This is a genomic window from Rhodoglobus sp. GW821-FHT12B09 (genome assembly GCF_058809925.1).
Window position 1 is genome coordinate 36,240 of record NZ_JBXATB010000006.1, and the last position, 13,913, is coordinate 50,152.

Consider the following 13,913-nt stretch of genomic DNA (forward strand, 5'->3'; position numbering starts at 1 on the left):
CTACTCGCTCTTCTTGGCCGACGTCGCGCTCGCGTTCGACTCGTACGACGTGTTCGTCGACTCGAAGAAGTTCACGAGCTGGAGGGTGTCGTTGGCCGCGGCCATCCACTTGGCCGGGTTCGAGACGTTGTAATGCGCCTCGAAGCCGAGCTCCTCGAGCCGGCGGTCGGCCAGGTACTTGACGTACTGGTTGATGTAGGTGGCGTTCAGGCCGAGGATGCCGCCGGGGAGGAGGTCTTGGTTGTACTCCTCCTCCATCTCGACCGCGTCGAGGATCATCTGCTTGATCTCGGTCGCGAACTCCTCGGTCTGGAGGTCGGGGTTCTCCTCCAGCACGGTCAGGATCAGGTTGATGCCGAACTTGAGGTGCAGCGACTCGTCGCGCACCACCCAGTCCATGAGCGAGCCGAAGTTGCGCAGCAGGTTCCGCTGGCGGAACGACAGCGCCACCATGAAGCCCGAGTAGAACCACACGCCCTCGAGGATCACGTTGTACGCGACGAGGTTGCGGACGAAGTCCTTCTTCCCCTCGGTCGACGTGATATCGAGGGTCTGCTCCGTCATACGGCGGATGTACTTGACCTCGAACTCCTCCTTGCGCGCCATCGACGGGATGTCGGCGTGCGCGGCGTAGGCGGCCTCGCGGTCGATCGGGAACGTCTCGAGCACATACTCGAAGCTCATGCAGTGGTTGGCTTCCTCCCACATCTGCTTCGCCAGGTAAAGGCTGCACTCGGCCGCGTTGACGTACGGGTAGACCCCGAACGCCAGCGCCTTGTTGACGAGCAACTCATTCGGGTTGAAGTAGCTCATCAGGAACGTCACGGCGTGGCGCTCCTCGTCGGTCATCTTCTTGAAGTCCGCGATGTCCTCACCGAGTTGGATCTCGTTGGGGAACCACGTGTTCGCGACAGCCTGGTCGTACAGGTCCATCGCCCACTGGTAGCGGATGGGCTTGAGCAGCAGGCCCTCTTGCAGGCCGGTTCCGAGAATTCCCATGTCTACTGGCAGCTCTCGCACTGGAGGTCGTCCATGGGGTCGGACGGCACGTAGTACTCCTCGACGGCGATGGCGCGGTCCATCAGTTCCCTGCCTTCGGTGCGAGGCCGCCGAAGCCACGACGGGCGGGGGCGGCGGCGGGCGCTGCCTCCGTGGTCGAGCCTGCAGCGACGGGGGCGGATGCGGCGGCGACGATGTCCTCCGACTTGTTGACCTTCACCGTCGACTGCTCGGCGGTGTGGCGCGGCTTCATGTGCAGGTAGTACGTCGTCTTCACGCCGCGCTCCCACGCCGCGAAGTAGATGTCCATCATGTCGCCGAGGTCGCGCGTCTCGAGGTACATGTTGCGGCTGATGGCCTGGTCGATCCACTTCTGGGCGCGAGCGGCGACCTCGAGGAAGGCGTACGGCGAGAGCTGGAAGCTCGTCTTGTACACCTCCTTGATGTTGTCGGGGATGGCGGCGACGTTCTGGATGTCGCCCTGGCTGCGCAGGATCGCCTCGCGGGTGGAGTCCCAGATGCCGAGCTTCTGCAGGTCGGCGACGAGGTTGCGGTTGACCTCGAGGAACTTGCCGTTCGAGGTCGCGCGGCTGAAGATCTGTGAGAACTGCGGGTCGAGGCCCGGGGTGGTTCCCGCGACGAGGCCGATCGACGCGGTCGGCGCGATCGCCATCAGGGTCGCGTTGCGCATGCCGCCCTTGACCTTGATGCGAAGTGCATCCCAGTCGAGGCGGGTCGTGCGGTTGACCTTGATCTCCTGGCCGCGGTCGGCCTCGGTGAGCGCGATCGAGTCGAGCGGCACGAGGCCCTCCGACCAGCGGCTGCCCTGGAAGTTCGGGTACGCGCCGCGCTCCTTGGCGAGCTCGGCCGACGCGTCGATTGCCGCGTAGGAGACGTGCTCCATGATCTCGTCGATCAGGTCGTAGGCCGCTTCGCTCTCGTAGCTGATGCCGAGCTTCTCGATGATGTCGGTGAAGCCCATGACGCCCAGGCCGACGGCGCGGTTCTGCGCGTTGGAGAAGTCGGCCTCCTTCACGCTCGAACGCGTGATGTCGATGAGGTTGTCGAGCTGGCGGACCGCCAGGCGGGCGGATGCCTCGATCTTCTCGAAGTCGACGACGAGGTTGCCGTCTTCCAGCGTGAGCATGTGCTGCGACAGGTTGATCGACGCGAGGTTGCAGACGGACACATTGTCTTCGTCCTGCGGGAGCGTGATCTCGGTGCAGAGGTTCGAGAGGTGGATCGTGCCCGTGTTGTTGTTCAGGGCGCGGTTGTTGATCGTGTCCTTCCAGGTGAGCCACGGGTGGCTCGTGGTCTGGAGGGAGATGAGGATCGACTTGAACTGCTCGCGGGCGCCGATCTTCTTGAACATCCGGATCTCGCCGGCCTCGGCCTTGGCAACGTACTCGTTGTACTTCGCCGAGAAGGCCTTGCCGTAGAGCTCGTTGAGGTCGGAGACCTCGAGCGGGTCGAAGAGGTACCAGTCGTCGTCGTTCTGCACGCGCTTCATGAACTCGTCGCTGATCCACACCGCGGTGTTGGCGGTGCGGGTGCGGCGGTACGGGTCGCCGGAGTTGTTGCGGAGCTCGAGGAACTCCGGGAAGTCCATGTGCCAGTTCTCCATGTAGAAGCACAGGGCGCCGAACTTCTTGCCGCCGCGGCTCACCGCGCGCAGGATCGAGTCGATCGTGTGCATGAACGGGATCGGGCCGGTCGACGTGGTGTTGTTGGAGCGGATGGGCGAGCCCTGCGCGCGCAGCTTCGTCACCGAGAGGCCGATGCCGCCGGTGCCCTTGGTGAGCCACATGACGTCGCGCGTGGTCTTGGCGATGTGCTCCATGTCGTCCTGCATCTCCATGACGAAGCAGTTCGCGAGCTGGGGGTAGATCGTGCCGGCGTTGACGAGGGTGGAGCCCGCCGCGAGGTACTCGAGGCTGGACATCTTCTCGTAGAACGCGAGCGCCGCCGTGGTCGGGTCGACCTCGTTGAGCGAGAGGCCCATGGCGATGCGCATCCAGAAGTACTGGGGGACCTCCAGCGCGTCGCCGTTGCGGCCCTTGATGCCGTAGCGGTTGTTGAGGGTCACCACGCCGATGTACTTGAGCAGCTCGTCGTGGGCGGGCTCGAGCTGGGTGGCGAGGAAGTCGAGGTCGAACAGCTGGGTGAGGCGGGGGTCGAGCAGGCCCTCGTCGACACCGCGCTTGACGTTGACGGCGAAGTGCGAGCGGTGGAGCTCCTTGAGCTCGGCGGCGGTCTCGTAGTCGCCGAGCACGCGCTTGTAGATGGTCTTGAGCAGCAGGCGGGCCGCGACGATGTCGAAGGCCGGGTCGTCCTTGACGTTCTGCAGCGCGACCTGGATGACAGCCTCGTCGAGCTGCTGGGTCGTGATGCCGTCGAAGAGGGTGAGCTCGAGCTCGGAGGCGATCTGCGTCACCCACGTGATGTTCTCGTCGAGGCCGGCGCTGGCCGACTCGATGGCGAGGTTGATCTTGTTGGCGTCGTACGGCTCCCGCTCACCGCTGCGCTTGACGACTGTGATACCCACGAAAATGACTCCCTCTGTGCCCGAAAAGACACGCTCTGCACCCCGAAAAAACGTCCGAAACCGTTACCCCCGGCCCGGCGGTCTCACCACTATATCTAGTTCCACCGACACTCTGCCAACCCCACATGTTGTGGGCGTGTCATCCACAGATGTGCATAACTTGTACTACTTCTGCACAGGCTGTGAGGCAATCCGACACGCTGTGAATCCACGATATGTACCCCTACTGACACCCCCGTCGGCTGTCGCACCCGCGGTCTAAGCTGGTGCTCTCATGAAGAGCTACATCGACCTCCTGAAGACGCCGGGGGTCGGGCGCATCATCGCCGCGCAGCTCACCGCGCGATTCCCGAGCGGGATGCTCTCCCTCGCCTACCTCATCCACATCGAGCACACCCTCCACTCGTACGGCGCCGCGGGCCTCGTGCTCGGCGCCACGAGCCTCGGGCAGGCCCTCGCCGGGCCGCTCACGAGCCGCTGGATGGGCGTGTGGGGCATGCGCAGGGTGCTCGCCCTCACGCTGGTGGTGTGCGCGGCGAGCATCTTCACCATCGCGCTGGCGCCGCTCACGCTGCCGCTGTACATGCTCGTCGGGTTCATCGGCGGGCTGAGCACGCCGCCCATCCAGCCGGCCGTGCGCACGATCTACCCGAAGATGGTGAACTCGCGCCAGCTCACCCCGCTGTTCTCCCTCGACGCCTCCGCCCAGGAGATCATCTGGATCGCCGGCCCCGTGATCACGACCTTCGTCGCGGTGCAGATCTCGAGCGTCCTGGCCATCACCATCGCCGGCGCGTTCCTCATCGGGGGCGGCATCTGGTTCATCGCGAGCCCGGAGGTCGGGCGCGTGCGCATCCCCCGCAGCAAGCGCAGGTTCGGCGTGGTCCTGCGCCGGCCCGCGGTGCTGCTCGGCACCATCACGGGCTTCCTGCTGGTCGGCTCGTGCGCCGCGGTCGAGGCCGGCGTCGTCGCGGTGTTCGGCGAGGGCGGCCCGCAGTCCGGGCTCGTGCTCGCGATCTGGGCGATCGGCTCGATCGTCGGCGGCCTGTCGCTCGGGCACGTGCCCATCGGCCCCTGGGCGCTCGCGCGGCGCATGTTCGCCGTGCTCGTGGGCCTCTCGCTCGCGATGGGCTACGGCCTCGTCGCGGGCCAGGGCCTGGAGTTCTGGTGGCTCTCCGTCACCCTGCTCATCGCGGGCATCGGCATCGCGCCGGCCCTCGCGGTGATCTTCGCCATCGTGTCGTCGAGCGTGAAGTTCAGCGACACGGCCGAGGCCTACGGCTGGGTCGGCACGGGGCAGCTCATCGGTGCGGCACTCGGGTCCGCCGCCGCCGGGTTCCTCATCGACGCCAACGGCGCGATCGGCGGCTTCTGGGCGGCGGGCGCCCTCGCGCTGGTCGGCTTCATCGTGCCGACCGTGCTGCGGCGGTGGCATCCCGACCTTCGCGGCAAGGATGCCAGCCCGCTCGCCGACACCGAGCCGGTGCCCGTCCAGCCGAGCTGAGCTGCTACAGCTTGTTGTCCTCGATCGGGTAGACCGACCACTCGTCGCCCTTGCGCGTCCAGGCGGCGAACGTCACCTCGCGCTTCTTGTTCAGCACAGTGACCGGGTAGACGAGGATGCCCTCGTCCAGCCTGCTCAGATCGTGGATGTCGTGCGCGTCGTCGGACGAGCCGAGGGGCTCGGGCATCGTCGCGGCCAGCATCCCCTCGTAGCGGACCGTGCCGAGGGACATGAGCTTCGCGGCCCGAGTGAGCTCCGCGAGCTGCTCGGCGGTGAGGTCGCCGCGCGTGCCGATCGCCTTGATGTAGTAGCCGGTGCCCTCGTGCTCGCGCTGGTCGAGGGTGTAGCTGCGCGCCACGCCCTTCTCGTCGGCCGAGCTGAAGAGCTCGTGCGCCGCCTTGGCGCGCTTGCCGCCGAGGAATCCGATGATCTTCTTGAAGCCGGCGGGCTCGGAGAGCCTCTGGACGAGCTCGTCGGTGGTGGTCACGCGTGTCCTTTCAGGGGGGGGGTTACAAGGTGGGCAGTATCTCGGTGAAGAAGTAGTACGCGAGCGCCCCGGCGACGACGACGGACGACAGCACGGTCACCAGGCGCTGCGCCCCGCCCGCCCGGGTGCGCAGGCGGCGCCCGGCGGCACCCACCGCCCCGGCCCCGGCGGCGTGCTCCTCGGGCGAGACCGTGCGCGGGGAGGCGGCGGTGACCGCCCGGTCGTCCGCGTAGCTGCGGGTCTGGCGGTGGGTCTTCTGCTGCACGAGCTCGGTGGTCGCCATGATCCGGGCGAGAGCGCCCTCGTCGCGGTAGCGGCCCGGCGAGCTGTAGACGAACATCCAGTCGTCGACGAGCTCCACGTCGCATCCCGCCGTCGTCTCGATCAGCCGCTGCATGAGGTCGGGCGCGAAGATGTAAAGAGCGTCGCGCTCATAGCCCGACGGGCAGTACAGGGTGAACGACCGGTCGAAATCGCCCTCGAGCGAGAGCCGCTGGCGGCCGGCCATCGCGACCCCGGCGAGGGTGAGCATGCCGATGCCGCTGCCGAGAAGCACGATGTTCGGCACCGCCGTGGGCAGAGGCAGCGCGATGAAGGATGCCGCTATCCGCCGCGGGAGCGATGTGTCCGAGCCGTACGTGCCCGTGATCGTGCCGGCCAGGAACGGCGTCGGCGAATCGAGGGCGTCGACGACGTCGAACACCTCGGTCTTCTCGCCGCTGCGGAACAGCAGGCCGGGCAGCCCCGGTGCCGAGCCCTGCTTGCGGAACGCGAAGCCGTGGGCGACCGCGTCGCTGAACCACGCGTCCCGGCCCTTCGAGCCGCGGACGTTGAGCACGATCGACACGACCAGGCCCGCGAGCATGACCGCGGCGAGGATCGCCGGGAAGATCGCGAGCTCCGGGCCGAAGCCGCGGATGGCTCCGGAGTAGCCGGCGACGGAGAGGGCGGCCAGCACGACTGTCGCAACGAGGGCGAACGCAATCGCTCCCCCGCTCGCCCGTCCCACGTTTTTCACCCTAGCGGGCAAACGCGGCGCGTGTCACCCGACCGGGGTACATCAGCGCAGCGGCTTGAGCGCCCCGCTGAGCTCCTCGAGCTCCACGATCACCTTGTGCAGGATGGCGGTCTCCTTCTCGGTGGGCGTGAACACGCCGTCCGCGACCATCGCCGACACGAAGGGGATCTCGACGTTCGCGCCGGTCTTCACGAGTCCGAGCGTTGTGAACGCGGGCTCGAACGCGGTAACACCGCGGCTGCCGCCGGCGACCCCGCCGTAGCTGACGAACCCGACCGCCTTGCGCCACCACTCCTGATTCAGGTAGTCGAAGGCGTTCTTGAGGGCAGGCGAGAAGCTGTGGTTGTACTCGGGCGTCACGAAGATGAAGGCGTCCGCGGCGTCGACGCGCTCGCTCCACGCGATCGTGTGCGGCTTCGTGTACTGGCGCTTGGACGGGTGGTGGGGCTCGTCCATGAACGGGAGGTTGATCTCCGCGAGGTCGGCGAAGTCGATCTCGTCGAATCGGCCGTCCGCCTCCGCCTGCGCGCGCACCCACTCGGCGACGGCGAGGCCGACTCGGCCTGGACGGACACTGCCCACAACAATCATCAGTTTCATGTGACGTGTCAACGACTTCTGCAACCGCGGTATTCCTGACGACAATCCACCAGTACCTGCCATCGTGGCGGCGGCTCCGGAAGCCTCTCCGGCCAGCCGCTACCGTGGGAGGATGAGCGAGCATCCGGAGTACCGCGGGACTGCCCTGCTCGTGCACGGCCTCAGCTCGGACTCGGAGTCGTGGTGGCGCGTCGCTGCCGCCCTCGAGGCCGACGGCTGGGATGTCGCCGCGGTGGACCTCCGCGGTCATGGCTACGGCGCGCGCGCCGAGAGCTACGCGCTCACCGACTACGCCCGCGACCTCGATGACGGGTGGGACCTCGTGGTCGGCCACTCGCTGGGGGGCGCCGCCGCCGTCCTCGCGGCTCAGCGCCCGCACTTCACGAAGCTGCTCGCGCTTCTCGACCCCGTGCTCGACGTGCCCGTCGCCGAGGAGGCGGCGATCATCGCCGACCAGGTCGCGGAACTCGGCTTCACCGCCGAGTCGCTCGCCCGCGACAAGCCGCACTGGCACGAGCGCGACCGCGAGGCGAAGCTGGCCGGCGTACAGCGCGTGGACCCCGCGGCCGTGACAGGGACCTTCACCGATACAGGGCGGTGGGATGTCACGGCGCAGGCCCGCGCGCTGACCATGCCCACCCTCATCCTCTCCGGCGACCCCGCCGTCTACACGATGCTCGACCCCGCACTCGGGCGCGAGCTCGGTGCCGTGGTGGTCGAGGGCGCCGGCCATTCCCCGCACCGGGACCGCCCGGAGGAGACGCTCACGGCGCTGCGGGAGTGGCTACTCCTGCACCGCGGGATCGGTGGGACCGGCTCCCGGGACTAGCAGCGGGTCGCCGTTGTCGACGTCCTCCGGGTTGGGGAGCGTCATGAGGAACCGGAAGAACAGCAGGCTCGCCAGCAGGTCGAGGCCGCCCCCGATGATGAACGGCAGCGCGAGGTCGACGCGCGCGATGAGGCCGCCGATCAGGGAGCCGAGCGGCATCGCTCCCCAGAGCAGAGTGCGCCAGGTGCCGTGCACGCGGCCGAGCAGCCTGCCCGGGATGATGCTCTGCCGCAGCGACATCACGAGGATGTTCCACGCCGTGATGGAGAGGGAGGTGAGAGCGAATCCCACGCCCGCCACCCACGGGATCGGGACGAGGCCGATGAGCAGCGTCGAGGCGCCGGTGAGCGTCGTCATGAGCGCCATCGACAGGCCGGTGCCGAAGATCGCCTTGAGGCGGCTCGCGAGGAACGCGCCGACGAGCCCGCCGACCGCGCCGAAGACCAGGAACAGGCCGAAGAAGGCCTCGGGAACTCCGAGCGTGTCGAGCACGAACAGGACGAACGCGGCGGTGGCCGCGGTGCCCACGATCCCGCAGAAGGTGCTGAAGAACCACAGGGTGCGCAGTTGCGCGTTCGCGATGATGAACCGGAACCCGTCGACGAACTGGCGGTACCACGCCACCCGCGGCTCGTCGTCGGCGGCGGCCGCGAACTGCCGGCCCGAGGCCGCCCTCGGGAGCAGGAGGGCGAGGCCTCCGGCGAGGGCGAAGACGAGCCCGTTGATCCCGACCGGGATGAGCACCGACACCGCGAACAGCGCCGACGTGAACGGCGCGGAGAGGAAGTTCTGGACGACGAGCTCCCCGGCCTCGATCCGGGAGTTCGCGCGCGGGAGGTTCGCCTTGCCGACGATGCTCGGCACCACGGCGCGGATCGCTCCGTCGTAGACCGTCTCGAACACGCCGTAGATGAAGACGACGATGTACAGCCACCAGATCGTGAGAGTGCCGGTCAGCACCAGGACGAACATGAGGGCGGCGAGCGCAGTCCGCACAGCCTGCGCGAGGGCGAGCGCACGGCGGCGGTCGATACGGTCGATGAGGATCCCGGCGGGGATCGCGAAGAACAGCCACGGCAGCAGCGCGAGCGCGCCGATGAGCGAGATGAGCAGCGGGTCGCTCGTCAGGCGCGCGGCGAGCAGCGGCATAGCCGTGCGGACGATGCCGTCGCCGAGGCTCGACGCCAGGTTCGCCGTGAAGATGTTGGCGAACGCGCGGCCGAGCGGCTCTGGCTTCTGCTTCACCACCGGTCGTGGATCTCGTTCCGGAAGTAGCTGTCGTACAGCTCGGTGACCTGAGGCGTGATGTCGAGCCCCTCGACGGAGCCGGCACTCGCATTGCCCTGCGCCTGCGCGACGCTGCGGGCGCCGGGGATGACGGTGGTGACGCCCGGCAGCTGCGCGAGCCAGGCGAGTGCCGCCACGGGAGCCGTGAGACCGACGGATGCCGCGAGCGCCGAGAACTCCTGCGCGGCGGCGACGCCCCGCTCGAAGTCGACGCCGGAGAACGTCTCCCCCACGTCGAATGCCTCGCCCTGCCGGTTGTACGTGCGGTGGTCGTCGGCGGCGAACACGGTGTCTTTCGTGTATTTGCCGCTCAGCAGCCCCGAGGCAAGAGGAACGCGCGCGATGATGGCGACACCGGCGTCGATCGCGGCGGGGAGGACCGCGTCGAGCGGCTTGAGCCGGAAAGCGTTGAGGATGATCTGCACGCTCGCCACCCCGGGGCGGGCGATCGCGGCGAGCGCCTGGTCGGCGGTCTCGACGCTCACGCCGTAGCGGGCGACCGCGCCGTCCGCCACGAGGGTGTCGAGGTCGTCGAAGACCCGGTTGCTCTCGATCACGGCGGTGGGCGGGCAGTGCAGCTGCACGAGGTCGAGAGTCTCGACGCCGAGGTTGGCGCGCGAGCGGTCCGTCCAGGCGCGGAAGTTGGCCATCGAGTAGTTCTCGGGCTCCTGCGGGAGGCGGCGGCCCATCTTGGTGGCGACGAAGACGTCGGGGTGCGTGCGGAGGAACCGGCCGATGATCTGCTCGCTGCGCCCGTCTCCGTACACGTCGGCCGTGTCGAACACCGTGACGCCGGACTCGACGGACGCCTCGAGGATGGCCGCGGCATCCCGCTCGCTGACATCGCCCCAGTCGGCGCCCAGCTGCCAGGTGCCGAGGCCGATCACGGAAACTGGTCTGCCGAGTCGAGCGGCGCTGCTGCTGTGCATCACCCCAGCCTAGGCGGGGCCGACGACACCGCTCAGTCGACGACCTTCGCCACGGCGCGGGCGAGCCGGGCGCGCACGAGGTGGTCGTTGACCTCGACGCGGTGCATCGTGACGTGCCGCATCTGCTCGATGATGCGCATGGTGCCGGCCGCGATGAACTGGTCCTGTGCGCCGTACACGACATCGATCGGAACCCGGACTGCCGCGATGTCGCTCACGGTGGTCTGGGACTCGATGCAGTTCTGCAGGCTCAGCATGAACGGCACCCAGTTGCGCTCGCTGACCTCGAGGGCGTCCTTCAGCTGGAACAGCTGCGAGATGCGCGCCGCGGTGGTCATGGTGAACGCCTTGTTCGCGCGCATGAACTCGTACACGCGGAGGTAGGCGCCCACCTGGCGCCGCACCCGCGGGTCGCTGATCTCCGAGGGCGAGAGGTACACGGGCGGGCTCACGAGAACGAGGCGGGAGACCTGCTCGGGATGCACGGCGGCGTACCGGGCGGAGAGCAGGCTGCCGAGGGAGTGGCCCACGAGCACGAACGGCGCACGGAGCCGCAACGAGTTGACCGTCTCGTGGATCGCGGCGACATGCTCCTCGATCGTGTAGGTGGCGCCCTCGGGGACGGGCGACTCCCCGAACCCGAGGAGGTCGATCGAGATGCAGCGGTGCCGGTCGGAGAGCAGGGGGATGAGCTTCGTGAAGGTCGCCGCCGACGACGCGATGCCGTGCACCAGCACGACGACCGGCCCCTCTCCGACATCGCCCGCGATGTGGAGGATCGGGGCACGGCGCGGCCGGAACAGCTTCCACCAGGTCATGGGCACAGCTTAACGACGAGACGGGAGCGCCCGTGGGCACTCCCGTCTCGGTGGGCGAGGTCAGGCGGTCGGCGTCGCGGCCGGCGGGGCGTCGTCCTCGTGCAGCTTCTCGTGCACGTGGTCGGTCACGTCCGTCACCTTGTCCTTGGCGAACTCCGCGGCGTCCTCCGCCTTGTCCTTCACGAACTCGCCGGCGTCCTCCGCGAGGTCCTTGGCCTTCTCGAAGCCCTCGGCGATGTTCTCCTTGGCGTCATCAACAAATCCCATTGGTGCATCCCTTCAGAAGTGAATGCGGCAACTGCCGACGCCTAGAGGATACTCAGTCGCGGAGGCGCTCCTTGTAGTCGTTCTTGGCCTCGGTGGCGTCGCGCTCGGCCTCGGCCCGCTTCACGTCCGCCTCGGCGCGCTTGACCTCGGCGTCGGCCTTGACCTCGTCGACCTTGTCGCTCACGCGCTCCTTGGTGTCGTCGACGAACTCGCCGACCTTCTTGCCGGTGGCCTCGGCGGCGTCCTTGGCGTCATCGATGAGTCCCATGGTGTGCTCCTTCGTTCGTTGTCCTTTCGACGCTACGTCTCTCCGCCGAGACCGGGGAGGGGCTTGCAATGACGATCGAATCGTGACAAACGTTGGGTACCGCCCGTGAACTTGCCTCAGTACGGTGAAGCCATGAGGCGCATCATCACTATCCCCACAGCCCTTGTCCTCGCGACGATCGCCCTGACCGGGTGCTCGGCCGCGGGCAATCAGAGCGCATCCGACTCCGGCGGGTCCGCTCCCCAGGTCCAGACCGGCACCGAGTTCGAGTCCGGCACGGTCTCCTCCGACGGCAGCAAGTCGGAGAACGGCACCGAGCAGGTGGCCGCCGGCGACCGCCAGGTCATCACGACGGGCTGGGTCACCATCACCGTCGACAATCCGACGGATGCCGCGGCCGACGCCGTGCGCATCACCGAGCAGAGCGGCGGGCGCATCGACGGCCGCAGCGAGTACGCGCCGAAGGACGGCACGGACAACGGCAGCGCGACCCTGACCCTGCGCATCCCGTCGGCGAAGCTCACCGAGACGCTCGACAAGCTCCGCGAGCTCGGCACGGTCGAGGAGGTCTCGCTCAACTCGAGCGATGTCACCATGACGACGCAGGACCTGGATGCCCGCATCACGGCGCTCTCGGCATCCGTCGACCGCCTGCTCACCCTGCTCGCGAACGCGACGGACACGGACACCCTGATCCAGCTCGAGACGGCGATCTCCGACCGCCAGGCACAGCTGGAGAGCCTCGAGAGCGAGCGGCGCTACTACGCCGACCAGGTCAGCCTGTCGACGGTGACGCTCAACCTCGTGACCGTGTTCGACGGGCCGGTGGCGCAGCCGGGCAACTTCCTCGACGGGCTCGCCGCGGGGTGGGCCGCGTTCGTGGCGTTCTTCGCCGGGCTGCTCGTGGCACTGGGCGTGCTGCTGCCGTGGCTCGTCTTCGCGGGGATCGTCACGTTCGCGATCATCGCTATCATCCGGTGGAACCGTCGCCGCAAGGCCGCTGCGGCCCAGCCGGTCGAGAGCCCCGCAGCCACTCCCGACGAGTAGCTGCCGTCCGCTGGGCGCACTCAGCCCGCGGCGAGCATGTCCTTCACCATCGGGAGCACCTTCGTGCCGTAGAGCTCGATCGACTTCATCATGAGGTCGTGGGGCAGGGTGCCCGCACTGTACTTGAGGTCGAAGCGCTGGATGCCGAGAGTCTTGATGGTCTTGGCGACCTTCCGGGCGACGGTCTCCGGCGAGCCGAGGTAGAGGGAGCCGTGCGCGATCTCGTTGTCGTACTCGGCGCGGGTGGACTCGCCCCAGCCGCGCTCGGCGCCGATGCGGTCACGCATCGCCTTGTGGTGCGCGAAGTACTGCTCGGCTGCCTCGGCGTCGGTGTCGGCGATGAAGCCCGGGGAGTGCACGGCGATGGGGAGGTCGGGCATCTCCAGCTGGGCGAGCGCGCGGTGGAAGAGGTCGACGTAGGGCGCGAACCGGGCCGGGTCGCCCCCGATGATCGCGAGCACGAGCGGGAGCCCGTAGCGCGCGGCGCGCACGACGGACTCGGGGCTGCCGCCCACGCCGATCCAGGTCTTGAGGTGGCCGCCCTCGGTACGCGGGTAGATGTCCTTGTCCATGAGCGGCGGCCGCAGCTCGCCGGCCCAGGTCACGGGCTTCTCCTTGATGACCTCCGAGAACAGGTCGAGCTTCTCCTCGAAGAGCTGCTCGTACTGGGCGAGGTCGAAGCCGAACAGGGGGAACGACTCGGTGAAGGAGCCGCGGCCGAGGATGACCTCCGCGCGGCCGTTGCTGAGCGCGTCGACGGTGGCGAACCGCTGGAACACCCGGATCGGGTCGTCCGAGCTCAGGACGGTGACGGCCGAGCCCAGGTGGATGTTCTTCGTCACGGACGCGATGCCCGCGAGCACGACCTCCGGGGCGGCGACCGCGAAGTCGACGCGGTGGTGCTCCCCCACGCCGATGAAGTCGATGCCGAGCTCGTCCGCCAGGACGGCCTCCGCCACCACGTTGCGGATCACCTGCGCCTGGCTCACCGGGCTGCCGTCCACCCCCACGGTCACGTCGCCGAAGGTGTCGAGCCCGAATTCCACGTCTGCCATGTCTGCCACTGCCTCTCCTCGATGCGTTCGCATCGAGTTTGTCAACTCCGCGGGCGTGCCCGGCATTCCCGGCCCGCCTCGGTGGCACGCGGACGGGCGCGCCCCGACCCAGTCTCGTTCACCGGCGCGCCCCGAGCGCACCGCCGAGCCTGTGCGGGGGCCGCCGAGCCCGTGCGGGGGGCGGTGCCGAGCCCGTGCGGGGGGCCGTGCGGGGGCCCGCGCCGAGCCCATGCGGGGTGGCGCCGCACCCATGCGGAGGT

General features: G+C 68.3%; 14 protein-coding genes. 3 read left to right on the plus strand and 11 right to left on the minus strand.

The window, feature by feature from the left end; genetic code table 11:
• Both AC1RTC_RS12305 and AC1RTC_RS12310 read right to left on the minus strand, forming a co-directional pair.
• Window positions 1-999, minus strand: coding sequence for a ribonucleotide-diphosphate reductase subunit beta (locus tag AC1RTC_RS12305; RefSeq protein WP_493156058.1), 999 nt, complete (start codon window positions 997-999; stop codon window positions 1-3).
• 82 nt (window positions 1,000-1,081) lie between these two features.
• Window positions 1,082-3,544 (minus strand): ribonucleoside-diphosphate reductase subunit alpha, encoded by a 2,463-nt coding sequence (locus AC1RTC_RS12310; protein ID WP_493156060.1) that lies wholly within the window; start codon window positions 3,542-3,544, stop codon window positions 1,082-1,084.
• 274 nt (window positions 3,545-3,818) lie between these two features.
• Here AC1RTC_RS12310 and AC1RTC_RS12315 point away from each other — a divergent pair, with 274 nt between their 5' ends.
• Entirely contained in the window at window positions 3,819-5,048 is a 1,230-nt protein-coding gene (locus AC1RTC_RS12315; RefSeq protein ID WP_493156062.1) for an MFS transporter, read from the plus strand.
• Between the two features lie 4 nt (window positions 5,049-5,052).
• On the opposite strand, the gene AC1RTC_RS12320 is transcribed toward AC1RTC_RS12315, so the two are convergent.
• From AC1RTC_RS12320 to AC1RTC_RS12330, 3 genes are read right to left on the minus strand one after another with little or no spacing between them, the layout of a single operon-like run.
• Entirely contained in the window at window positions 5,053-5,535 is a 483-nt protein-coding gene (locus tag AC1RTC_RS12320; protein ID WP_493156064.1) for a hypothetical protein, read from the minus strand.
• 22 nt (window positions 5,536-5,557) lie between these two features.
• Window positions 5,558-6,544 (minus strand): hypothetical protein, encoded by a 987-nt coding sequence (locus AC1RTC_RS12325; protein ID WP_493156066.1) that lies wholly within the window; start codon window positions 6,542-6,544, stop codon window positions 5,558-5,560.
• A gap of 51 nt (window positions 6,545-6,595) precedes the next feature.
• Window positions 6,596-7,153, minus strand: a complete 558-nt coding sequence (locus AC1RTC_RS12330; RefSeq protein ID WP_493156068.1) for an NADPH-dependent FMN reductase — start codon at window positions 7,151-7,153, stop codon at window positions 6,596-6,598.
• A gap of 112 nt (window positions 7,154-7,265) precedes the next feature.
• Between AC1RTC_RS12330 and AC1RTC_RS12335 the strand changes: the two genes are divergently transcribed.
• Window positions 7,266-7,982 carry an alpha/beta fold hydrolase gene (locus AC1RTC_RS12335; RefSeq protein WP_493156070.1) on the plus strand — a complete coding sequence of 239 codons (717 nt, stop codon included), beginning with the start codon at window positions 7,266-7,268 and terminating at the stop codon, window positions 7,980-7,982.
• Here AC1RTC_RS12335 and AC1RTC_RS12340 read toward each other — a convergent pair.
• Genes AC1RTC_RS12340 through AC1RTC_RS12360 form a run of 5 tightly spaced genes read right to left on the minus strand, consistent with a single transcriptional unit; the run spans window position 7,938 to window position 11,551 of the window.
• Entirely contained in the window at window positions 7,938-9,227 is a 1,290-nt protein-coding gene (locus AC1RTC_RS12340; protein ID WP_493156072.1) for an MFS transporter, read from the minus strand. The two genes, AC1RTC_RS12335 and AC1RTC_RS12340, sit on opposite strands and share 45 nt — an antisense overlap.
• Window positions 9,224-10,198, minus strand: coding sequence for an aldo/keto reductase (locus AC1RTC_RS12345; protein WP_493156074.1), 975 nt, complete (start codon window positions 10,196-10,198; stop codon window positions 9,224-9,226). Before AC1RTC_RS12345 ends, AC1RTC_RS12340 begins: the two co-directional genes overlap by 4 nt.
• 32 nt (window positions 10,199-10,230) lie before the next feature.
• Complete coding sequence (locus AC1RTC_RS12350) at window positions 10,231-11,016, minus strand: alpha/beta fold hydrolase (protein WP_493156076.1); 786 nt, start codon at window positions 11,014-11,016, stop codon at window positions 10,231-10,233.
• Window positions 11,017-11,076: 60 nt separating this feature from the next.
• Entirely contained in the window at window positions 11,077-11,283 is a 207-nt protein-coding gene (locus tag AC1RTC_RS12355) for a hypothetical protein (RefSeq protein ID WP_493156078.1), read from the minus strand.
• Between the two features lie 52 nt (window positions 11,284-11,335).
• The gene (locus tag AC1RTC_RS12360; protein WP_493156080.1) at window positions 11,336-11,551 is read right to left on the minus strand and encodes a hypothetical protein; all 216 of its coding nucleotides are present in this window, start codon (window positions 11,549-11,551) and stop codon (window positions 11,336-11,338) included.
• A 132-nt stretch (window positions 11,552-11,683) separates the two neighbouring features.
• Between AC1RTC_RS12360 and AC1RTC_RS12365 the strand changes: the two genes are divergently transcribed.
• Window positions 11,684-12,598, plus strand: a complete 915-nt coding sequence (locus AC1RTC_RS12365) for a DUF4349 domain-containing protein (protein WP_493156082.1) — start codon at window positions 11,684-11,686, stop codon at window positions 12,596-12,598.
• Window positions 12,599-12,618: 20 nt separating this feature from the next.
• Here the strand turns inward: AC1RTC_RS12365 and AC1RTC_RS12370 are convergent, their stop codons facing one another.
• Window positions 12,619-13,653, minus strand: a complete 1,035-nt coding sequence (locus tag AC1RTC_RS12370) for an LLM class flavin-dependent oxidoreductase (RefSeq protein ID WP_493156084.1) — start codon at window positions 13,651-13,653, stop codon at window positions 12,619-12,621.
• Between the last annotated feature and the right edge of the window lie 260 nt (window positions 13,654-13,913).